The following is a 21,848-nucleotide window of genomic DNA, read 5'->3' as shown; positions in this document are numbered from 1 at the left end:
AGCGTTCACGAGGTGATATGCCGTTCGTCACTACGCTGACGCTCCAGAGTGGGGACCGAGCTGTCCTCGAACGCGTCGTCGGGAACATCAAGGGCTGCGCCGAGCGAAAGGGAGTGGAGTTGCGCGGCCCACACGCCGAGTCGCCGTTCGACGTCTCGGTCCCCCAGTCCAAGCGCCTCGATTCGAGCGATCGGTCGTTCTCCTATTGGACCTACACGGTCTACGAGCGCCGGATGGAGATCGTCGGCCACGACGACTTCGCGCGCGACGTCGCGGGACGGGCGTTCCCGGAGGGGATCCGCATCGACGTGGACGTCGAGCGTGTCTCCGCGCCCGGCAGCTAGGCGTCGAGGACTCCGACGGACGCGACAGAAACGAACGACTGGACGCGACAGAAACGAACGACTGGACGCGACAGAAACGAACGACTGGACGCGACAGAAACGAACGACTGGACGCGACAGAAACGAACGACTGGACGCGACAGAAACGAACGACTGGACGCGACAGAAACGAACGACTGGACGCGACAGAAACGAACGACTGGACGCGAACAGGATGGCTCGCTTCGGGAACTACGTGGGCTTATATCGCCCCGGAGCCACTCATCGGTATGAGCGTCGAACGAGACCACCTCGTCGAACTTCGTCGGGAGTTCCATCGCCACCCCGAACCCGCCTGGCGGGAGTTTTGGACCACCGCCCGCATCGTCTCCGAACTCGACCGCATCGGCGTCGACGAACGACACGTCGGTCGCGACGCCCTGTCGAACGATCGGCTCGCGGTCCCGGATCCCGAAGAACTCGAACCGTGGATGGAACGCGCCCGCGAGGCGGGGGCCGATCCCGAGATCCTCGGGTCGCTCTCGGGTGGGTGGACCGGCGCCGTCGCGGTCATAGAGCGGGGCGAGGGCCCGACCGTCGGCCTCCGGGTCGACATCGACGGTCTCCCGCAGCGAGAGTCGAGTGACGACGACCACGCCCCCGCCCGCGAGGGGTTCCGCTCCGAGACGGGCGCGATGCACGCCTGTGGCCACGACGCCCACGCCACGATCGGTCTCGGTGTCCTCGAGTCGGTCGCCGAGAGCGACTTCTCGGGTACGTTCAAAGTGTTCTTCCAGCCGGCTGAAGAGGTCATCGGCGGGGGCAAACCGATGGCCGAGTCGCGACACCTCGACGACGTGGAGTACCTCTTTGCGCTCCACGTCGGTCTCGACCATCCGACTGGCGAAATCGCCGCCGGGATCGACGACTTCCTGGCCATTACGCAGTTCTACACGACGTTCGAGGGCCACCCGGGCCACGCCGGGGCGCGCCCCGAAGAGGGCCGAAACGCCGTCCAGGCGATGGCGACCGCCGTCTCGAATCTCTACAGTATCGAACGCCACAGCGAGGGCGAATCGCGCGTCAACGCCGGCCGCGTCGGCGGCGGCACGGCGACGAACATCGTCCCTCAAGAGGCGTTCGTCCACGGCGAGGTCCGCGGCGAGACGACCGAAATTCGCGACTACACGTTCCGGCGGGCCGAGCAGGTCTTCGAGGGCGCGGCCGTCTCCCACGACTGCGAGACGGACGTCACCATCGAGGGCGAAGCCCCCTCCGCAGAGAGCGACGCCGAGTTGGTCGACATCGTCCGCTCGGCGGCGAAATCACACCCCGACGTCGACCGGGCGAGTCGGCGCGGGTCGATCGGCGGCAGCGAGGACGCGACGTTTCTGATGCGGCGCGTCCAGGAGAACGGCGGGCTGGCGACGTACGCCTGTATCGGGACGGACCACCCCGGCGGCCACCACACCGCGACGTTCGACGTCGACGAGGACTCGCTGAAACCCGGCGTCGACGTGCTGACGGAAGCGGTTCTGGAGACCGCCGAGACGGAGCCCTGATCGGGATCAAAGGAGGTATCGCTCCTCGTCGGCGCTCAGGTCGTTGACCGAGTCGGCCGCCTCGACGAGCTCCTCGGCCATCGAGGGGCCGAAGCCGAACACCTCCGTCCGGACGCCCTCGTGTCGCAGGTGGGTGCACAGGCGGGCGAAATCGCCGTCGCCACTGCAGAGGACGAACGTGTCGATCTTCCCGGCGAGAGTGACGGCGTCGAGACACATCCCGAGGTCCCAGTTGGCCTTCTGAGAGCCGTCGGCGAACGTCTTGATGTCTTTGATTTTCGTCTCGAAGCCGATGTCCCGGAGCGCGTCGAAGAACTCCTCCTCGGATGGCGAGTCCGCACGGATCACGTACGCAATCGCGCGGACGAGGTTCCGGTCGTCGACTGCGGCCCCGAGCAACTCGGTGTAATCGACGTTTCTGGAGTAGAGGCTGTGGGCGGCATGATAGAGATTCTGTGAGTCCGCGAGAACCGCAACGCGTTGGGACGGGTGGATCGGTCGCATATCGGGGTTCGTCCGCCGTCGGCTATATGTCTTGGCCTCCGTCTCCGGGGTGGTACGGTGGGGCAGTCCACTAGTTGAGCGTAGTCACTGGAACCCGCGTATCGGCTGGGCCTGCGTGCTACCGTCTTGGTCCATCTCACGGAGGCGCTCTGCGAGTTGCTCCCGTGCGTCCTGGATCTCGCCGGCTTTCTCGACCAGCCGATCGGTGTTCACGTCGACATCAGCGATCGGCCCGATCCCGTGTTCGAGGATGGCTCTGGAGGCCTCCGGGTCGGGGAACCGGGGGTTGGTCTGGACGATGAGCCCGACCGAGTCGAGCCCCGTCTCGACGGCGCGGTGCAACAGTGCCCCGGTCGGCCCCGAAACCATCCCACCGCCGCGGGGTGGGACGATGCCGGCGTCGTCGAGTTCGGCCTCGCCGTCGCCGGTCGCGACGCCGTACAGCTCCGGTGTGCCCTCTTTTTCTTCCGCCAACCCGCTGAGATACACCGGAAAGACGTCGTTCGCATCGAGCCACCCAGTGACGCAACTCGCGAACTCCGTCACCTGCGTCGGCGACACCGGCACGTCGCTACGGAGGACGACGAGGTCCATCGACTCGTCGGCGTAGAGCCTGACGGGGGGTCGAAGCTCCGAGGAATCGCCCTCGTAGACGGCGATCTGCGGGAGTCCGTCGCAGTGTAACGCCGCGTAGTACGTCATCTCAAACTCGTCGGCGAGGTGGTCGGCGGCGATCTTGCCGACGAGACCGGCCCCGGGCAGTCCCTCAACGAGCGTCGGCGAGTCGAGTTCGAGATCCTCTTCGACGACCTGGATGCGAGCCATACGCGGGGCCACGCCCCCCGGTCTCTTAAGCGTGGGCCGTCCGGACGGGGCGACACCGACACCGACACCGACACCGACACCGACAAACCGCCACGGGGGCGACTGGGGGCATGGATCCACTCTCGAGGTACGACCCCATCGTCGACGATCCGACGGCGTTTCACGACGCCTGTGGGCGGCCGCTTCCGTCAGTCGTCCGGGTCAACGGAATCAAAGCGACGCCGGACCGCGTCCGACGGGCGTTCGAGTCGGCCGGCGTCGAGTTCGGCCCCGTCGGGTGGCACGACGGGCTCTTTCGGCTCGGCGGGGACGAATCGCCCGGCAACTCCTGGCCGTTCGTCCACGGCTGGGTGTACGGCCAAGAGGAGGTCTCGGCAGTGCCCGCGCTGGCGCTCGATCCGGACCCCGGCGAGCGCGTGCTGGACTGCTGTGCCGCGCCGGGGAGCAAGACGACCCAACTCGCCGCGCGGATGGACGATCGGGGCCTACTCGTCGGCAACGACAACAACCTCGGCCGGCTGTCGGCGCTGCGGTCGAACGCCGAGCGCTGCGGCGTAACGAACCTCGTCGTCACGCGGGCGGACGCGCGCAACTTCTCGTTGAAATCCTTCGGCGGCGAGGCGTTCGACAGGACGCTCGTCGACGTGCCCTGTTCGTGTGAGGGGACGATCCGAAAGAACCCCGACGCGCTTGAGGACTGGTCGATGGATCACGTCGAGGGGATTGCGGGGGTTCAAAAAGGCATCCTCGATCGCGCCCTCGAGATCACCCGCCCCGGTGGGACGGTCGTCTACTCGACGTGTACCTTCGCCCCGGAGGAAAACGAAGCGATCGTCCAACACGCCCTCGAGACCCACGAGTGCCGACTGCTGGAGTACGAGTTGCCGCTGGATCACGTTTCCGGACTCACGGCGTGGGAGGGCGACTCCTTCGACGACTCGATGCGGCGGGCCAAGCGGATCTACCCCCACCACAACGACACCGGCGGGTTCTTCTGTGCGAAACTGGAGGTGGCCGGATGAGCGACGGATCCGAGCGGACGCCGGACGAATCCGGCGGCCACGGCGCCGACGGGAAGGGCGGTAGGAAAGACCCCTCTACGAACGAGGGGAGCCGCTTCGATCGCCTGCCTGCGACCGCGGCCGATCGGACGGTCGAGGGGCGGGCGACCCGCGAGGAGGCCGTCGGCTGGTGGGTCGAACGCTTCGGACTCGACGCCGAACGCTTCGCGGGACACACGTTCTGGGAGAAGGGCTCGGGGAAGATCTGGGCATTCGCCGATGACGTCGACTCGCCCGCCGAACTCGAGGGACTCGGGATGACATTCCTCCGGACCCGACAGGAACACTGGAAGCCGACGACGGACGCCGTCCAGCGGTTCGGGCGCGGCGCGAGGAGAAACGTCGTCGTGCTCGACGCCGAGGAGGCACGGGCGTTTCTCCGCGGCGAGACGACCGACCCCGAGTGGGACGGCGACTGGGGGTACCTGATCGCGGCCCACGAGATCGCCGGCGCGGTCGAACCGATCGGCGTCGGCCTGTATCTGTACGGCGAACTCCGATCGCAGATGCCGAAGGGCCGACAGCGGGAGCTGTGAGCGCGTCGATCCGACGCATCCGATTTTTAAATCCGTATATTAATATAACCCAACCTTTGTGCCCACTGCTGAATATGCGCCATCGTCAGCGTCGCCGCGAGACGTTTGTCGAGCGGTTCGTTTGCTCGGCCACAGTAGTATGACTGATACTGATGGACGAACTCACGTGACACCGACGCACGAGTGATCCGCCGGTCACGCCGTCGAACGGCGTGCGCCCCGTGCGTCGTGTGTCCGTTCGTTTGGCCGTCAGTATGAATACAGGCCGGGCACTCGTCCGAACACCCACAATCGGCGAGCAGTTCCCACGTGCGCTGGGATAGCTATTTACTGTCGTCGCATCCGTTTCGAGCCAGTCCGACACCACCGCGGTAGCTGTACTGAATGAACAGCGCACTTGTCTCTGCTTGCAGGTAGTCCGTCGTTGAGACGCTGCCGACATCACGCCGGTCAGAAAACATAACTCACCGCAGTCACACGGTCTCTTCTTTAAGTAAAGACGGATTGTTCTCCGGGAGTTTGCACCGCAGCTGTGCTGTTGGTCGTTGTCCTGGTAGTTGTCCTCGCCGTGTCAGTGACGCCACTGGCACTCTAACTTTCGACCGATTGGTGGACACCACCGTTTTGGGTGGCCGTCCGACGAACACCGTTATGACACTCACAGTCCACTGTATAGTGGAATGGTCACCCAGCGTGACGGCAACGAGGTTGACTTGCTCACCTCCTCAATTCAGACGACCGGCGGCGCGCTGGTGACAACCACACTGTATACGCTGAGTGGTCTCATCTACGCTTTTGTCACGTCCCCCTCGGTCACCGGCCAGTATTTTTTTACGGTGTTGACGATCGCACTGGTGCTACGGCCGATTAGAGGAGTTACACAGACCCTACATAAAATCGGCACCGAACCCGGTGAATCCGTGGGGGCGTATCTCAGTGTTGCGGTGATCTTTACGATTGCCTACCTTTCAGTACTCGGTGCGCTGGCGATCACATTCGGTGGTTATCTCGCCAGTGTGACGGTATTTGATGAGACGCTGCTCCGTATTTCAGGGCTATATGCGGTGACGATAGCGGTCGTCATGACCGTCGAGAGTCTCACTAGTGCGGTTGGATATCCCAGTGCCGTCACGTGGATCAACAGCGTCAAGAGTAGTGTGGAACTGGGTGTGTTGTTTGTTTTGAACCAGTCGATAGCCACAGCCACGGAACTCATGATGGTCATGATAGCGGTTCGTCTCACCGTCTATGGGCTGGTTGCGGTGGGCCTTCAAGTGATCCCAACACTCCCCGAGCGGCGTGAACTCTCTCGGGCGTGGGCCTACGCTAAATGGAGTATCCCAGATCAGATCCTCGATCGGGTATCCTACAATATGCCTGTATATGTGTTGGGCATTGTTGCGACTCCTTTGGCTGTGGGGATCTACGAGGCTGCCGACCGATTCGGGGATTTCGGGGCGACGATCGCGTGGCACCTGGCCAACCCACTGTTGACGAAGGTGAGCGGTGACGACGCCGCTGGTGTCGATGTCAGCCAGTATCTCGATACCGTCGTGACCGGCGGGAGTGGCATCTCTTTTGTCGTATTTGGGTATTTGTTGTCGACAGATGATCTCATCGCGGAGTTGGCGTTTTCGTCTGCGCCAGCGCAATTTTCGACGACGGTGATCATTGTTGGTGGGATCAACATCTTCCGTGGCTTTTGGACGCTGTCCTCACACGTTCTCGAGGGGACGGGTCACCCGGGACTGAGTTTTCGAACGAAACTCTTTGGGCTGATCGTCAGTGTGCCGCTGACGATGGTGCTTGGTGCCCGCTATGGGGCCTTGGCCGGAGCTGCTGGGTATGTGGTGATGAACTTGATCGTCGGCGGGTATGTCGTCTATTACAGCCGGCAAGTGCTTGATTCGACATTAATCGACACCAGCGTTGGGATGCATTTTGTGGGAGCTCTGGTTGTTGAGTCGGTGGTGGTGTATGCGACCGTGTGGGGTGTCCTGTGGGCTGGCGGGGGGCCAGTTGTGGCCGCAGTCGTGGGGGCACTCGCCGCCTGCATTGGGTTTGGGATACCGCTGTGGGTTGTGTCAGCGCCAGCGCGGGCGGTCTTCCGGCGGACATACGCGTTGTCGACGAATCGTCTGCGGTACTGAGGAGTGTGAAGATACCAGTGCTCCACTATAACGGCTTATTTGACTACTGTACGCTATTGTCGTTGCTTCCCGAACGAGTCGATATAGCACGATTTGAACGCTGAGAAAGTGTCACTTGTTCTATGGCTTTGCTGCCGAATACTGTGCCAACCAGCCAGAAGACAGCGATACAAACGAGCTACACAACCACAACAACAAAAACAGCCGATATCGAGACGAGATACATCGGAGTTGTCGCTGACGACCCGTGGTGACTGGCCGTGGGCTGACCGCGGTCAGCTCGCGGTCATTGCCGAACTGTATGTCTCAGGAACCCCTACACCGTTGGACTTAATATACTATTACCGCTCAAACTGCTCATTTAGCGCGTTAGAACACGGCACCGCGTACGAACAGGGAACGTGGCGCCGCCTCGCAGAGAGGCTCGGTGAGAACGGATACGACACCGGAGCGGACGGCCTGCTTGACGCACTCGTATTGGCACTTACCGCGAGAGCACGCTTCGGTACGACGCGGTGGGCGACGAGTTCTACATCCACATTTCAACTCGGCGGACAGACGGTGACGATGAGGTTTCGGAAGATACTGGGCACCCCGACCAAACGGTCCTCGGCATCGACCTCGGCGTCAATAGCCTCGCTGTGTCCTCAACCGGCACGTTCTGGCACGGAGACGACTACCACCACTGGTGCCGTGAGTTTGAGAAGCGGCGTGGTGAGATGCAACAGCGCGGTACACAAGCCGCACACAACGCCCTGCTTCGCCTCGGCAAGCGCGAAAAAGCGTGGCGCAAACAGTATATCCATACGGTCGCCAACGAGATTATCACGGAAGCCGTCGAACACGACTGCGACGTTATTGCCTTCGAGGACTTGAGTGACATTCGAGAGGGGCTTCCGCAAGCTAAATGCTACCACGTCTGGGCGTTCCGACGCCTGTTTGAGTATGTCTCGTACAAAGCCCCTGAACAGGGTGTCTCCGTGGAACAGGTCGCGCCGAACCACACGTCTCAACGTTGTTCTCGGACAGACTGTGGGTTCACGCACCCGAACAACCGCCAAGAAGAACACTTTGAGTGCCGGAAGTGCGGCTACGAGGTCAATGCGGACTACAACGCCGCGAAGAACATCGGGCTCCGGTACGCTCGAAAGCGAATCCACAGACTCCGTTCCTCGCCCAAGTCGTGGAACGGAGACGCACAAGTAGACGTGCGTATAACTGGTGGGACGTTCACGAGAGCAGCTCTCGTGAGCCAACCAGAACGCTCCGCGTTCTGGTGACGTTGAACGGCAGGAGTCACCAGCCTATTGCTGGCGACTGATTGCCGGGCGTCCACATCAAAGCCACTGAAAGGCGACGCCTTTCAACGCCTTGGCAGAGCGACGCTCTGCCAGTGGCCCTCCCCTCAACGAGCGAACCCCGTATGGGGTGAGCGAAGTAGGGTAGGGTAGTTTACATGATGCCGCCGATGAGAAGTAATCCAACGACGACCAGCAGCGTCGCGATCACGCTCCCTCCGGCGAGTAACTTGTTCTCCATCGCCTTCTCTAGGAGTGGCATCTCCGCATACTCCTCGCGGAACGCCTCGAGGTTCTCTTCGTCGTAGAAGTACTTCCTCTTCAATGCGAACCGTTCTGTCACCGCACAGCCCGTACAGATCGGTTCGCCCTCCAGCCGCTCCGTTTTGTTGTGACTGTCGCAGGCGATCGCCCCGCAGTTCGGACAGTAGGTGTACGTTTCGTCGACGCCATCCGTCTCACAGTGGACACAGCGGTGAACACCGTCGTCTCGTGTCACCCGAGAGGGCCCCGCAGCGTAGTACTCGTACGGATACGAATACTCCCCCAGTTCGATCGTCTGCCGAACCTCGGGAAGGTACACGGGCTCAATCGACTGGACGGAGATGTCCGAGAGATTGGGTTCACACGTCCTGTCGTATGTGACGTTGTTGTCGCCGGTGTAGGTCACCGTCGCCGTGTGGTGATCCTGGAGGCGCTCGACGGCCCACTCTTTGTACTCCGTCTGCGTCTGGCCGAAGCGACGCTCCTCGAGATCGTCGAACGACTGTGCGAACTGTTCGGCGTCGAGCTCGACCGTCGCGTGGAGGTTCTCAGTAACGAGCGTTGCGACGGGGTCGTCAGCGATCTGAGGGCGCCCACGCTCGGCGTGCACCACGAATCGCGTCCGGTCGTTGATCCGGTGGATGACACCCACTGACGTCTCGAAGACGGCGTCCGCGTCGGCGGTGATTGCGACCACCGGACGGAACTGCACCCGTGAGTATGGGGTTGGCACGTCCGCGGCCGCGACGTTTTCGATATCGCGAAACGCTTCTCGAACGGGTGTATCGACGTCGGTCGCCGGATCGTACGGACGCAGGGTCTCGTCACAGAGGATCTCGATGCGGCCGTTGTAGAGATCGAGACCGATGTCGTCGGCGATCTCTCGGAGGGCCTCGCCGTCAAGCAACTCGATGGGATATGGGTCGTCGTTCTGTCGAAGGCGCTGTGCGTACTCCTCGGCAGGGCCCGTAAACCGGCCGGTCGTGACGACTATCCCGCGTTTGGGACCGTCGAAATCGAACGTCGCGATCGCGGAGTGGAGCTTCTGGACGACCGGACGGCCGACGGTGCTTGTGTGTTTACATTCGACGACAATCCCACGGCGAGTGCCGTCGATGACTTCCTCCATCATCACGTCACGCCCCTCATCTGCCGTTTTGTCGGCCTGTCGGACGTTTTCGTAGCCGAGATTCCGGAACACGTCCTCCATTACGTCCTCGAACTCGAACCCCGAGAGATCGTCCAGTACAGCCATGCCGGTATTCTAATACTGCGGTGGGACTGTCAAATACGTTGCCGAGCGCGGCCCCGTTTTGTCTGTCGACCCCCCGAGACGAGTGCGGGCATCGAGCCCCCCACGATCGAGACACGAAAGCCAAGATACCTGTAGCCAGTTCGGGATCGGTTCCAGAAGCACCGTCTGTCCAGTCCGGCCGAGGCACAGTCAAGCACGTTGGCTTCCGCGCCGACGGCCGAGCCGTCGTCCTGATACTGATGGGCAAACGAACGGACACACGACGCACGAGGCGCACGCCGTCCGACGGAACGACCGGCGGATCACTCGTGATCCAGTTTCGTTTGATTTCGTCCACCAGTATGAATCTCTCGGAGACTCGGCTTCAAAAAGAACTTCTAGAGCAGCAGCTTCGTTCAATCTGGTCCGCTCGCGACACGATATCCGAACGGGCCAGACGTTTTTAAATAGCGAGAGAATCCCGCCGTGAACGGCGGGCGTGGATCGCGTTACCCGACTCCGTAATAAAACTCGAGCAACCAAACCAAAGTAAAATGAGTAGTGAACCGATATCGGTGCCGGATCATTTGAGTATACATATAAGTTCTGCACATAAATAATATTATTATCACTTATAATGTCGGTTCAGTCAACGCTGGCTGAATCGGATAGCACAGCACCGTTGGATATCGACCAGTCGTGAGTCTCATATACTAGCTGAACAGTGTGGCAAAGCGATATATATGCAACAGCTGTACTAAAACGCGCAATGTGTTCAATGAGCACACGGCTCGGCATCGGTGGTGAACAGCGGTTCGCTGTACTGATGATTGCGCTCTCAGTGGCTATTTTTCTCGCTATCTGGAGAAGCGAACGGAACGCAACGTGATTTCGGTTCCCGCTCTGGGCGGCGACGCTGCAGATTGCTGGTCTGTATCGAACTCCCTCACCGATGCTGTATAGGAACTCATTTCACTATCCAGAGATAACATAGGGTATGGGAGATTCGGCCGACAAACCGACGACCGAAGCGCTCGAAGAGCTCAACACCGATGGCGTCAGTACTGCTGTGATAGCATCAGTGGGCTCCGTTATGCTCGCCCTGTACTTCTACTACGTCCGTGGCGACAAGCAACGAGGGCAGTTCGTCGGGCTGTGGCCCACCTCGATCCTGGCTCTCGCGTCGTATTTCAAGCTCGAAGAAATCAAACAGGCCCTCGAAGAAACCGAGGGCTGAGTCGGACACAGTTTTCGTTGCCCGCCGCGGTGCCAGCGAGACCACTGGCCTGACGAACTGTAAATTAACGCCGACCCCGACGCATCGACACGCACTCAACGGAGAAAAATACCGGCCGCCGACCGAGTCACGCGGTACGACGGCCGCTATCTCGGTCGACGGTAAACGCGGCTTCGGGGATCGTCATGCCGCTCGGTCGTTTCGGGTGTTTTTCCAAGTTGAGTATAGCTCTATCAGGGCCAACAGGCTGAACACGACCCCGGCAACGATCATCATCGTATCCGAGTCAATCTCACTCATATCCCACAGTACAGCTTCCATGACTAAATGGTTCAGTGTCAAGCGAGCCGCTCAATTGACCGGTTGATCTATCGAACCTGGCGTGAGGCGAACGAAGCAGCCCTGCTCGAAACGGCTGAAGCAGTCAGCGCGCGGTTACGATCCGGTCGACGTTCAAGATACTGCTGATCGGCATCCAATCTGTGGCCCACGTAGGTCGTAGCGAACGGATTAGGCCCCGAGCAGGTGGTGAGACCCCGATATCTGTTCAGAAACGCGCCAGCGGTTCAGTCTCGACCACGACGGCCAGTCTCACTTCGCTGTGGAGACGATCTTGATCACGTCGCCCTCCGAGAGCTCGTGATCCTCGCCGATCCGTCGGTTCTCTCTGGCGTCGACGGCGTGGAGGTACCCCTCGCCGATGTCGGAGTGGACGGCGAAGGCGAGATCCAGCGGTGTCGCTCCGGACGCCACCAAGAACGCGTCGGGGAGAACGCTCCGCTGGGCGTCGCTCCAGTGTGTCTCGTTTTGAACGGGATAGACAGTGATCCGATCGAGAACGCCGTAGACCGCCCCGTCGAGGGCCGCCTGGACCCCGGTTTCGCCCCACTCAGAGACGACGCCCCGGACGCGGTCGAGGCCCTTCCGTTGTGCCTCGGAAACGTCGCCGACGATCCGGAAGTCGTCGTCGCCGGGGTCGTAGGCGACAGCCCCGGCGTCGGTCGCCTCCCGCAACGCGAGTTCGCCCGCCGCCGTGCAGGGAACGACCCGGTCTGCGGCCTCGCCGAGGCGTCTTAGGTTCTCCGTGGGGGCAGCGTCGGCCTTGTTCGCGACGACGACGATCGGCTTCGTCCGGGCGCGGATCAGCCGCGCCAACTCCTCGCGGTCGGCGTCGTCCCACGCCATCGGGTCCGCCGGATAGTCGAGGTTCCGGAGGACGGCGGCGACGTCGTACTCGCTCGCGCCGACGCCGGTGAGCAACTCCCTCAGCGCCGCTTCGATGTCGAACTCCGGCGAGCGGGACTGCCGTTCGATCGTCTCCCAGTTGCGGTCGACGATCCCCGCCAGCCACAGGTCCATCTCCCGCTCGACGAAATCGACGTCCTCGACGGGGTCGTAGGAGCCAGTCTCGACCGGTTCGCCCTCGGCGTTCGTCCCGCCGGCGGCGTCGACGACGTTGAGGATGACGTCGGCGTTGCTCAACTCGTCGAGGAACTGGTTGCCGAGGCCCTTGCCCTCGTGTGCGCCGGGGACGAGACCGGCCACGTCGAGCAGCTCGATCGGGACGTAGCGCTTGCCGTCGCGACAGTTCTCGCTGTCACAACGCGATTCGAGGTCGAGACAGGGACACCGCGTCCGGACGTGGCTGACGCCCCGGTTCGCGTCGATCGTCGTGAACGGGTAGTTCCCGACGTCGACGTCGGCCCTCGTCGCGGCCTTATAAAACGTCGACTTGCCGGCGTTCGGCTTGCCCGCGAGGGCGACCGAAATCATACCCCGGCTACCGGTGGGAGGCGTATATGTGTCCCGATGACCGCCGTCGTGTTCCCGGCCGGCCGGCGGCCGCGGTGCTCGGCCGACGGACTCAGCCGTCCGGTTCGCGATCAGCCTCGGCGTCGGCGATGATCGCCGCGACGTCCTCGGCGTTCCCCCCGCCGTTCCGGCCGTTCCGCCGGTCAGCATCCCACCCGGCGGCGTCCTCGATCGATCGGACTGCCGGGACGGGGTCGGTATCGTTGTCCGTGTCAGCGTCGGCGTCCGGATCAGGTTTCACCTCGGCGTCGGCGTTGGTTCCCGAATCGGCATCGGAACCCCCTTGATCGTCGGCCGGAAACGCCCCCTCGCCGAGGGGGACGATCGCCGGCTTCAGGTCGGTGTCGGGACCGTCCGCGCCGGCGGTCGCGGACTCGTCGCCCGTTCCAGCCGTACCGCCATCCTCGGGCAATTCCTCGAAGGAGATGCCGTCGCTGGCGCGGATCGTCCCGTCGACCTCGGCGGCCTCGGAGAGTTCACACCGTCCACACGAGATGTCGCCTCGGACGTGGACGCCGGGGCCGATCCGGACGTCGCCGCTTCGCGTCGTCACGTCGCCGTGGACGATCGTTCGGGGGCCGACCCGGATGGGGCCTTTCGAGCGGAGGCTGCCGAACACCTCGCTGTCGGCCCCGACGCCGATCTCCGTGGCGCGGATGTTGCCGTGCAGCCGACAGTCGTCGCCGATGCTCGCCGGCGTCGAGACCTGCCAGGCGTCGTCGGAGACGCGGGCACCGCGGGGGATCCGTGCGGGATCGGCCTCTGCGTCGTCGGCGAAGGCCGTCGCCGCGACCTCCTCGGCGGCCTCCTCCTCGCCGATGCGGAGCAGGTGCGACAGGTAGACGAACAGGAAGACGATCGTCGGCATCGGGTTCCGGATGACGATCCAGCCGTTGGCCTCGAACCCCTCGTCGATGTCGACGTCGTCGCCGATGTCGAGGTCGCCGGAGACCATAAGCTGGCCCGTTATCTGGACGCGCTCGCCGAGGTATGCGTCGCTCCCGACGAGGACGTTGCCGTCGACCTCACACCACATGTCGAGTCGACAATCGCCGTCGGCTTCGATATCGCCGCCGAAGCTAACGCGCTCGCCGGCAACGACGCCGCCGGCCCGGACCCCCAACTCGATGGCGCTCTGCCCGCCCACGAGGACGTCACCGTCGGTGACGAGGTCGTGTTCCGTCACGTGCGTCCCGTCCGGGATCACGAGTTCCTCGAGTGGATCCGACCCAAACACGGGTGTGTGGTGTTCGGCGGGCGTATTAACCCCTCCGGCGGCGTCAGACATCCGGCAGACACCACGACCCCGATCCCGTCGATGTTATAAGTAGGAGCGGCCAACGCGTCGTATGACCGTTCTGTCGTTCGATCAGGAGGGCGTCGACGTCGTCTACGAGGGGACCGAGTTCCGAATGGAGAAAGCGCTCATCGAGGAGGCGACCGGAAAGGACTATCCCGACGTGACGGATCACGAAGTACTGCAGTTGATCGAGGCAAACCCCTCGCTGTCCGGCGAGCCACAGCGGATCGTGGAGATACTGGATTGAGCGCGCTCGGGAGTACCGCGCTCGGGTGGGCGGTACGTATAAATAGATCTGTCCGAACAACGGCGTATGGACGCCGCCGACCGCCGATCCGAACTCGACCACGCCTCGTTCGTCACCGCCGGAAGCACGTTCGCCGCCTACGCACTCGTCATTCTCGGGATGGCCCTGGCGCTGTTCGCGGTGCCGTATCTGATATTCCTCGCGTTCTGAGCGCGGACGGACCGTCCTCGGTGGTCGATTGTATCGTCGAAAAGCGCGACAAACCGGCCGGGCACCGCCGAGAGACGCTCAGGCGAACGTCTTCGAAACCTCGTCGGCGTCCTCTTCGGTCTGGCGGATCTTCCGCCAGGCTCCCTCGAAGTCCTCGGTCGTGACCTCGACGCGGTCGTCGCGGATGGCGTACATTCCGGCTTCCGTACAGACCGCCTTGATGTCCGCGCCGGACGCGCCGGCGGCGAGATCCGCCAGATCCGCGAAGTCGACGTCGTCGGCGACGTTCATACCGCGGGTGTGGATCTCGAAGATCATCTCTCTGCCCTCGAAGTCCGGCTTCGGCACCTCGATGAGCCGGTCGAATCGACCGGGACGGAGGATGGCGCGGTCGAGCATATCGAAGCGGTTCGTCGCTGCGATGATCGATATCTGGCCGCGGTCCTCGAAGCCGTCCATCTCCGCGAGAAGTTGCATCATGGTCCGCTGGACCTCGGCGTCCCCGGAGGTCTTCGACTCGGTTCGCTTGGCGGCGATGGCGTCGATCTCGTCGATGAAGACGACGGCTGGTTCCTGCTGACGGGCGAGTTCGAACAGATCCCGGACCAGCTTCGCGCCCTCGCCGATGAACTTGTGGACCAACTCCGAGCCCGCCATCTTGATGAACGTCGCGTCGGTCTGGTTGGCGACGGCCTTCGCCAGCATCGTCTTGCCGGTCCCCGGCGGGCCGTGCAACAGCACGCCCGAGGGGGGATCGATGCCGACTTCGTCGAACATCTCCGGGCTCTTGATCGGCATCTCGACGGTCTCGCGAACCTCGTCCATCTGCTCGCCGATGCCGCCGATGTCCGCGTAGGAGACGTCCGGCGACTGATCGACCTGCATCACGCGGGCGCGGACGTCGGTCTCGCTGTCGAGTTGTTTGACAATCGACAGGGAGTTGTTGACGGCAACGCGGGCGTCCGGGGAGAGCTCCTCGCGCATCTCGTCTGTGACCTCGGTGAGCGCCTCCTGGTTGTTGCCATGCTGTTTGATGATGACGCCCTCATCGGTGAGTTCCTGTACCGTGGCGACGAACAACGGCGACTGTTTGAGTTTCTTGTTCTCGTGGGTCAGCCGCTCGAGTTTCTGTTGGTATTTGTTGTTCTCCGCGTTGGCGTCGAGGAGTTTGTCCCGCATCTCGTCGTTCTGCTGTTCGAGAATCTCCAGACGCTCCTCGAGCGCCTCTAGCTTTTGCTGCTGTGACGCGCCGTCCTCGTAGGGCAGGTCGACGTCGTCAACAGTATCGCTCATTACTGGCTTTATAGCGCCCGTACTCATAAGAGGCTTCGGGTGGTGCCAGATGTTGAATCGACCCCTCAACCCGCTCGCGTCCGGCGATGCAGCCGCCACGGCGTAGCCGTTGCGTCGCCGAATCCAATATAACTTGAAGTCATATATATGGATAGAAAATATTATGTTGCGACATAATGTACGGTGCGACGATGAGCGCAACCGAATTCGGCGGGGGACCGGGCGTCGGCTGGGAGGCCGTCGCCGACCTCCCGCCGAGCGCGAAACTGGTCGCGAAGGTCCTCGAGTACAACGAGCGGCTGACACAGAGCCAACTGGCGGCGGAGACGATGCTTCCCTCCCGGACGGTTCGGTACGCGATTACCCGGCTCGAGGAAGTCGACGCCGTGGAATCGCGGTTCTCGTTCACCGACGCCCGGAAGCGAGTGTACGCGCTCAACATCGACGCCGAGCCGCAGCCGAGCTGAGCGTCGACGCTGTCGCCGTCGGCCCCGAACCGTATCGACGCGGGGCGTCGACCTCGGGCCTACGTCGTGGCGAATCCACGCGCCGAGCGACGGCGGCGCGCGTGCCGACGGCCACCGCGACGGAGAATTTATATACCGAAAGGCAGCCACTGGCACGTACCGTGTGCGACGACACGCCGGAGGCGACGCGGGTGAAAGCCTCACTGAGACGGCTCGCCGGGAACGGCGAAGCCGCCGTCATCGAGCGGGCGGTCGAGGTGACGGACGAAATCGAGGCCGCGGCCCGGTTCGCGGAGACGACCGGGACCGACCAACTTGCAGCGGCCGTCGAGGCGACCGACGACCCGTCTCTCGAGCGCCGCGGGCGGCGTGCACTCGAGGCGTTTCGCCTGTTCCGCTGGGCGGCGGCGGGCGCATATCGACCCGGCGGTGACGACGAGGCGGACGACGGCGATGGCGATGGCGACCGGCCCGCCGTCGCCCGGGCCGACCGAGGCGACGATCACTTTCACCGCGGTCACGGAACCGATTTAAGACGCGGCGGCGAACCCTTTTTTCGATGACACGGGTGCTTCACACCGCCGACACCCACCTCGGGTACCGACAGTACCACAGCACCGAGCGGCGGGCTGACTTCCTCGATGCGTTCCGACGGGTGATCGAGGACGCGACCGATGACGGAGTCGACGCCGTCGTCCACGCTGGGGATCTCTTTCACGACCGCCGCCCGGGCCTCTCGGACCTTCTGGGGACGCGGGACGTCCTCGAGACGCTCTCGGAGGCCGACATCCCGTTTCTCGCCGTCGTCGGAAACCACGAGGCCAAGCGCTCAGCGCAGTGGCTCGACCTCTTCGAGGCGATGGGGCTGGCGACGCGGCTGGGCGAGGAACCGACCGTGGTCGGCGACACCGCCTTCTACGGGCTCGATTTCGTTCCGCGCTCCCGACGCGAGGACCTCGAGTACGGGTTCGCCCCCCACGACGCCGACCACGCGGCACTCGTCTCGCACGGCCGCTTCGAGCCGCTCGTCCCCGACTACGGCAACGTCGAGTGGGACCTCGAAGCAGTGTTGGAGTCGGCGTCAGTCGAATTCGACGCGGTGCTTTTGGGCGACGAACACGCGCCGACCAAACAAGAAGTGACGGGGGCGTGGGCCACCTATCCGGGCTCCACGGAGCGCGCGAGCGCCGGCGAACGCGACGAACGCGGCTACAACCTCGTCGCGTTCGACGGCGACGTCCGGATCTCGCGGCGGGGGATCGAGACCCGACCGTTCGTCTTCGTCGATCTCGACCTCGCCGAGGGCGAGGGTGTAGAACGGGTCCACGATCGGCTCCGCGAACACGACCTCGAGAGGGCGGTCGTCCACGTCTCGATCGAGGGCGACGGCGAGGCTGTCGCGCCGGCTCGGATTGAGTCCTTCGCCACCGACGAGGGAGCGTTGGTCGCCCGGGTGACCGACCGACGTGAGTTCGAGGCGGCCGACGTCGATCTCGACGTCTCCTTCGGCGACCCCGACGCGGCCGTCGAGGAGCGTATCGGCGAGTTGGGCCTCAGCGACGCGGCCCGCGAGCTCGACGGGACGATCCGGGCGGGGTCGGTCGCGGATTCGAACGTCGCGGAGGAAATCGAACGCCGCGTCGGGGAGTTGCTCGGGGACCCGGACGCCTTCGAGTCGGCCCCGGAGAGCGACGACGCGACCGGGGACGGAAGCGGGGCCGGCGCGGCGCTGGACGGCGGGGTGGCCGATGACCCGGGGACCGAGTCGGCAGACGGAGTCGTCGACGACGCCGAGACAACGGACGACGCCGGGGCGACCGATGACGCCGGAGCGACCGGGGGCGGCGGCAACGCTGTCGAACCCGAAACAGCCGGTGACGACGGCGACGGCGACGATACACCCCTTGGCCCCGACGCCGACGGCAAGGGACAGGCGTCCATGGAGGAGTACCTGTGAACTTCGAGCGACTCGACCTCCGGAACTTCAAGTGTTACACCGACAGCGAGGTGTCGCTCCGGGAGGGCGTCACCGTCATCCACGGCGTCAACGGCAGCGGCAAGTCCTCGCTGCTCGAGGCGTGTTTCTTTGCGCTGTACGGCTCCGGCGCCATCGACGGGACGCTCGAGGACGCCATCTCGAACGACGCCGAGGAGATGGTCGTCGAGCTGTGGTTCAGCCACGACGGCGGCTCCTATCACCTCGAGCGCGAAGTGAAAGTCCGCGGCGACACCGCGAAGACGACGACCTGCGTGCTGGAGACGCCCGACGGGACCGTCGAGCAGGTCACGGACGTCGAAGCCCACATCGAGGAGTTGCTCCGGATGGACGCCTCGGCGTTCGTCAACTGCGCGTACGTCCGCCAAGGCGAAGTGAACAAGCTGATCAACGCCTCGCCCGGCGAGCGCCAGGACATGATCGACGGACTCCTGCAACTGGGCGTCCTCGAGGAGTACAGAGAGCGGGCGAGCGAGGCCCGCCTCGGGGTCAAACACGTCCTCGACGACAAGCGGGGAGCGCTCGCACAGCTCGACGAGCAGATCGAGGACAAGGAGGACAAGGACCTCCACGCCCGTCTCAACGGTCTCGAAGACGAACTCGACGAACTCAACGCGGATATCGAGGAGAAAGAACGGAGCCGCGAGCAGGCACGCGAGACGTTACAGTCGGCCGAAAGCGTCATCGAGGAGTACGAACAGCGACGCGAAGAGATCGCCGAACTCGACGAGGAGATCGAGACGCTCGCCTCCGAAATCGCGGACGCGGAGCGCGAGCGCGAGTCGCTCGGCGAGCGGATCCGAGAGGTTCGCCAGCGCGCGGAAACGCTACAGGCGGAACTCGACGGGGCGCTCGCCGACACCGACTTCCAGTCGGCGGACCGGAATGCGGCTTCCGAACGGCTCGACGAGCTAGAGCAGTCGGCCGAGGAGATACGCGACCGCATCGAGGAACGCCGACTCGAGGCCCAGAGACACGCGAGCGAGGCCGAAACGAAACGCGAGCGGGCGGAAGAGCTCCGGGCGGACGCGGCCGAGGCGCGAGAGACGGCCGCCGAACTCGAAGCCGAAATCGAGGCCGATCGGGCCGAACTCGGTGAACGGCGCGACCGACTCGAATCCCTGGCCGACGAGGCCGAGGCGCTCCGGGAGGCGCTCGCCGACGCTCCCGTCGAGCGTGACGAACTCGAAGACCACCGCGAATCGGTCGACGAGGAGCTAACGGCGGCGAGGGAGGCAACGGCCGAACTGCGGGCCGACCTGGCGAACGCCCGCGAGACCGTCGAGGAGGCGGAGGCGCTCCTCGAGGCGGGCAGGTGCCCGGAGTGCGGCCAGTCGGTCGAGGGATCGCCGCACGTCGAGGGGATCGATGACGACAGGGCGCGGGTCGAGACGCTCGCCTCGGAGTTGGAGGCGGCCGAAGGTCGCATCGAGCGCCTGGAGGCGACACGCGAACGCGCCGAGGGGTTCGTCGAGACGGCCGCAGAACTCGATCGGCTTGAGGAGCGCCACGAAGACGTCGCCTCGCTCGTCGAGGGGATGGCCGAAACCGTCGAGGCGAAAGCCGATAGGGCCGAGCAGCGCCGGACCGAGGCCGACGCCGCCGAGGCGAACGCCGAATCGGTGCTCGAAGCCGCCGAGACAGCCGAGACGAATGCCGAGTCGGCCCGGACGGCCATCGGCGAGCTGAACAGCAAGAAGGCCCGGATCGACGAGCGTCGCGAGGGGGTCGTTCGGATCGCCGAATTGCTGGACGACGTCGCAGCGCACGAACGCGAGGCCGAACGCCTCCGGGAACGCCGCGAGAGCGTCGCCGAGGGGAACGACCTCAGGCGCGAGCGGCTCGCCGACAAGCGCGACCGGACGGCCGAACTCAAGGCGGCCTTCGACGAGGCGGCGCTCGAACGGGCCGAGGCGGACAGAGAGCGCGCCGCGGAGTACCTCGACGAGGTGGAGACGTACCTCGAAGCCCGACGCGAGCGGCGCGACGAACTTCAAAACGCCATCGGCGGCGTAAAAAACGAACTCGAGGAACTCGAGGCGCTCAGAGCGCGCCGCGAGGCGTTGTGCGACACCGTCGACCGGCTGGAGTCGCTCTACGAGGAAGCGCGCGACCTCCAGGCGATGTACGCCGACCTCAGAACGGAGCTCCGACAGCGAAACGTCGACCGGCTGGAGGCGATGCTCAACGAGACGTTCGATCTCGTCTACCGGAACGACTCCTACGCGCGGATCGAACTCGACGGCGAGTACGAGTTAACCGTGTATCAAAAGGACGGAACGCCACTCGATCCGGACCAGCTCTCGGGCGGCGAGCGAGCGCTTTTCAACCTCTCGTTGCGGTGTGCGATCTACCGGCTGCTCTCGGAGGGAATCGACGGGCAGGCCCCGACACCGCCGCTCATTCTCGACGAGCCGACGGTGTTTCTCGACTCCGGTCACGTCTCGAAGCTGGTCGAGTTGATCGAATCGATGACCGACCACGGCGTCGCCCAGATCATCGTCGTCAGCCACGACGAAGAGCTAGTCGGCGCGGCCGACGATCTGATCGCCGTCCGGAAGGACCCGACCACGAACCGTTCGAGTGTCGAACGGTCGGCGAGGACGGAAGCGTTACCGTAGCGCCGAGAGCGCCTCCTCGGCAAGTTCGGTCGTCCCGTAGCCGCGTTCGCCGGCGACGTCGGCCTCGCGGACGAGCCCCGCCGCCCGGAGTTCCCCGACTCGCCCGTGGAGGTCGGACTCACAGAGATCATAACGCCCGAGAAGTTCGCGAACCGACAGCGGGCCACGGTCGGACAATTCGACGAGCAATCCCAGGATCTGCTCGGAGTGGACGGCGCCGAGAAGCCGCCGCTGTGGGTCCGGAACAGTCCTCGCTGCGACGGTCAGCGGTGAATCGCCGGTAGCGGTCAGTTCGTCGTTCGGGAGGTAACGTTCGTCGCCGGTCTCGGGGTCACGAACGAGACTCGACTCGTCGGATTGCTTCAACAGGAGGTACCGATCGCCGCGGTAGTCGACAGCTCTCATCGCGGCTCCCCGCCCGTTTCCCTCTGGAGCTCCGTCTCGGAGCGATCCGTCGATCCGGAGGGGGCAGCGACCGCGGAGTCGTCCGTCGCTCCGGATTCGTCGGCCTCCCGTCCGCTCTCGTCGGTGCCTCGCTCGTCGTCGCCGGTCCCCGGCTGCGTGTATCGCTCGGTCTTGAACCGCCAGTAGTATCGCGCCGTCGCGAGTGCGGCGACAGCCCCGACAACTAGCGCGGGGCCGCCGGCGCCGTAGTCACCGCGAAAATAGACGAGCATCGCTCCGAGCGAGAGGGACGCGAGCGCGACGTTCGAAAACAGGACCGACGCCCAAAACGCCCGAAACAGGTCCTCGGAGACGTCGGCCGTCGCGCCGAAGGATTCCCCGAGCGTCGAGGTCGAGTCAGGCGGATCCGGGCCGATACTGTCCGGATCGAACTCGTCAGGCTCGTCCGGCCACGCGTTCCCTTGGTCCTCTTCGAACGGGTTCACAGTCGCAGTGACGGCCCC

At 64.0% G+C, this 21,848-nt stretch carries 20 protein-coding genes and 1 pseudogene; 13 read left to right on the top strand and 8 right to left on the bottom strand.

All coding sequences use genetic code 11. From position 1 onward, the window contains the following. The first annotated feature begins 17 nt into the window (after positions 1-17). Both NMLP_RS03480 and NMLP_RS03475 read left to right on the top strand, forming a co-directional pair. Complete coding sequence (locus NMLP_RS03480; protein ID WP_015408747.1) at positions 18-344, top strand: uS10/mL48 family ribosomal protein; 327 nt, start codon at positions 18-20, stop codon at positions 342-344. Between the two features lie 269 nt (positions 345-613). Next, positions 614-1,885 carry an amidohydrolase gene (locus NMLP_RS03475; protein WP_015408746.1) on the top strand — a complete coding sequence of 424 codons (1,272 nt, stop codon included), beginning with the start codon at positions 614-616 and terminating at the stop codon, positions 1,883-1,885. Between the two features lie 6 nt (positions 1,886-1,891). On the opposite strand, the gene NMLP_RS03470 is transcribed toward NMLP_RS03475, so the two are convergent. Together NMLP_RS03470 and NMLP_RS03465 are read right to left on the bottom strand one after the other, a co-directional pair. Beyond that, the gene (locus tag NMLP_RS03470) at positions 1,892-2,389 is read right to left on the bottom strand and encodes a LabA-like NYN domain-containing protein (RefSeq protein ID WP_015408745.1); all 498 of its coding nucleotides are present in this window, start codon (positions 2,387-2,389) and stop codon (positions 1,892-1,894) included. 84 nt (positions 2,390-2,473) lie between these two features. Next, positions 2,474-3,214: a proteasome assembly chaperone family protein gene (locus NMLP_RS03465; RefSeq protein WP_015408744.1), complete on the bottom strand. Its 741-nt coding sequence runs from the start codon at positions 3,212-3,214 to the stop codon at positions 2,474-2,476. 110 nt (positions 3,215-3,324) lie between these two features. Between NMLP_RS03465 and NMLP_RS03460 the strand changes: the two genes are divergently transcribed. From NMLP_RS03460 to NMLP_RS03445, 4 genes and pseudogenes are all read left to right on the top strand, one after another. Then, positions 3,325-4,236: an RsmB/NOP family class I SAM-dependent RNA methyltransferase gene (locus NMLP_RS03460; protein WP_015408743.1), complete on the top strand. Its 912-nt coding sequence runs from the start codon at positions 3,325-3,327 to the stop codon at positions 4,234-4,236. After that, the gene (locus NMLP_RS03455; protein WP_015408742.1) at positions 4,233-4,811 is read left to right on the top strand and encodes a DUF7122 family protein; all 579 of its coding nucleotides are present in this window, start codon (positions 4,233-4,235) and stop codon (positions 4,809-4,811) included. The genes NMLP_RS03460 and NMLP_RS03455 overlap by 4 nt, the downstream gene beginning before the upstream one ends. Positions 4,812-5,491: 680 nt before the next feature. Beyond that, on the top strand, positions 5,492-6,961 hold the full coding sequence (locus NMLP_RS03450; RefSeq protein ID WP_015408741.1) for a lipopolysaccharide biosynthesis protein: 1,470 nt from the start codon (positions 5,492-5,494) through the stop codon (positions 6,959-6,961). 485 nt (positions 6,962-7,446) lie between these two features. After that, positions 7,447-8,282: pseudogene (locus NMLP_RS03445) on the top strand (RNA-guided endonuclease InsQ/TnpB family protein); the annotation flags it as partial. 131 nt (positions 8,283-8,413) lie between these two features. On the opposite strand, the gene NMLP_RS03440 reads toward NMLP_RS03445, so the two are convergent. Next, positions 8,414-9,778, bottom strand: coding sequence for a restriction endonuclease (locus tag NMLP_RS03440; RefSeq protein WP_015408740.1), 1,365 nt, complete (start codon positions 9,776-9,778; stop codon positions 8,414-8,416). Positions 9,779-10,754: 976 nt separating this feature from the next. Here NMLP_RS03440 and NMLP_RS03435 point away from each other — a divergent pair. Beyond that, positions 10,755-10,994: a hypothetical protein gene (locus tag NMLP_RS03435; protein ID WP_015408739.1), complete on the top strand. Its 240-nt coding sequence runs from the start codon at positions 10,755-10,757 to the stop codon at positions 10,992-10,994. Between the two features lie 591 nt (positions 10,995-11,585). Here the strand turns inward: NMLP_RS03435 and NMLP_RS03430 are convergent. Continuing rightward, entirely contained in the window at positions 11,586-12,767 is a 1,182-nt protein-coding gene (locus tag NMLP_RS03430; protein WP_015408738.1) for a redox-regulated ATPase YchF, read from the bottom strand. Between the two features lie 91 nt (positions 12,768-12,858). After that, entirely contained in the window at positions 12,859-14,094 is a 1,236-nt protein-coding gene (locus tag NMLP_RS03425) for a polymer-forming cytoskeletal protein (protein WP_084260775.1), read from the bottom strand. A gap of 61 nt (positions 14,095-14,155) precedes the next feature. On the opposite strand from NMLP_RS03425, the gene NMLP_RS03420 reads away from it, so the two are divergent. Together NMLP_RS03420 and NMLP_RS15565 are read left to right on the top strand one after the other, a co-directional pair. Further along, a complete protein-coding gene (locus NMLP_RS03420) occupies positions 14,156-14,353 on the top strand; it encodes a DUF5800 family protein (protein WP_015408736.1) in 198 nt (65 codons plus the stop codon). A 66-nt stretch (positions 14,354-14,419) separates the two neighbouring features. Further along, positions 14,420-14,563: a hypothetical protein gene (locus tag NMLP_RS15565; protein ID WP_015408735.1), complete on the top strand. Its 144-nt coding sequence runs from the start codon at positions 14,420-14,422 to the stop codon at positions 14,561-14,563. A gap of 78 nt (positions 14,564-14,641) precedes the next feature. On the opposite strand, the gene pan1 is transcribed toward NMLP_RS15565, so the two are convergent. Continuing rightward, entirely contained in the window at positions 14,642-15,856 is a 1,215-nt protein-coding gene (gene pan1 / locus NMLP_RS03415) for a proteasome-activating nucleotidase Pan1 (RefSeq protein ID WP_015408734.1), read from the bottom strand. A 191-nt stretch (positions 15,857-16,047) separates the two neighbouring features. Between pan1 and NMLP_RS03410 the strand changes: the two genes are divergently transcribed. The 4 genes from NMLP_RS03410 to rad50 all read left to right on the top strand — a co-directional run bounded on the left by NMLP_RS03410 (position 16,048) and on the right by rad50 (position 20,940). Then, on the top strand, positions 16,048-16,323 hold the full coding sequence (locus NMLP_RS03410; protein WP_015408733.1) for a MarR family transcriptional regulator: 276 nt from the start codon (positions 16,048-16,050) through the stop codon (positions 16,321-16,323). Positions 16,324-16,484: 161 nt separating this feature from the next. Continuing rightward, positions 16,485-16,886: a hypothetical protein gene (locus tag NMLP_RS03405; RefSeq protein ID WP_015408732.1), complete on the top strand. Its 402-nt coding sequence runs from the start codon at positions 16,485-16,487 to the stop codon at positions 16,884-16,886. Beyond that, a complete protein-coding gene (gene mre11, locus NMLP_RS03400; RefSeq protein WP_015408731.1) occupies positions 16,883-18,280 on the top strand; it encodes a DNA double-strand break repair protein Mre11 in 1,398 nt (465 codons plus the stop codon). The genes NMLP_RS03405 and mre11 overlap by 4 nt, the downstream gene beginning before the upstream one ends. Beyond that, positions 18,277-20,940 carry a DNA double-strand break repair ATPase Rad50 gene (rad50, locus tag NMLP_RS03395; RefSeq protein ID WP_015408730.1) on the top strand — a complete coding sequence of 888 codons (2,664 nt, stop codon included), beginning with the start codon at positions 18,277-18,279 and terminating at the stop codon, positions 20,938-20,940. The genes mre11 and rad50 overlap by 4 nt, the downstream gene beginning before the upstream one ends. Here rad50 and NMLP_RS03390 read toward each other — a convergent pair. Continuing rightward, positions 20,932-21,345, bottom strand: a complete 414-nt coding sequence (locus NMLP_RS03390; protein ID WP_015408729.1) for a DUF7346 family protein — start codon at positions 21,343-21,345, stop codon at positions 20,932-20,934. The genes rad50 and NMLP_RS03390 overlap by 9 nt on opposite strands. Next, positions 21,342-21,830, bottom strand: coding sequence for a DUF7322 domain-containing protein (locus NMLP_RS03385; RefSeq protein WP_015408728.1), 489 nt, complete (start codon positions 21,828-21,830; stop codon positions 21,342-21,344). The genes NMLP_RS03390 and NMLP_RS03385 overlap by 4 nt, the downstream gene beginning before the upstream one ends. Between the last annotated feature and the right edge of the window lie 18 nt (positions 21,831-21,848).

The organism is Natronomonas moolapensis 8.8.11 (assembly GCF_000591055.1).
Classification (GTDB): domain Archaea; phylum Halobacteriota; class Halobacteria; order Halobacteriales; family Haloarculaceae; genus Natronomonas; species Natronomonas moolapensis.
This window is presented reverse-complemented; position numbering and strand designations above follow the sequence as displayed.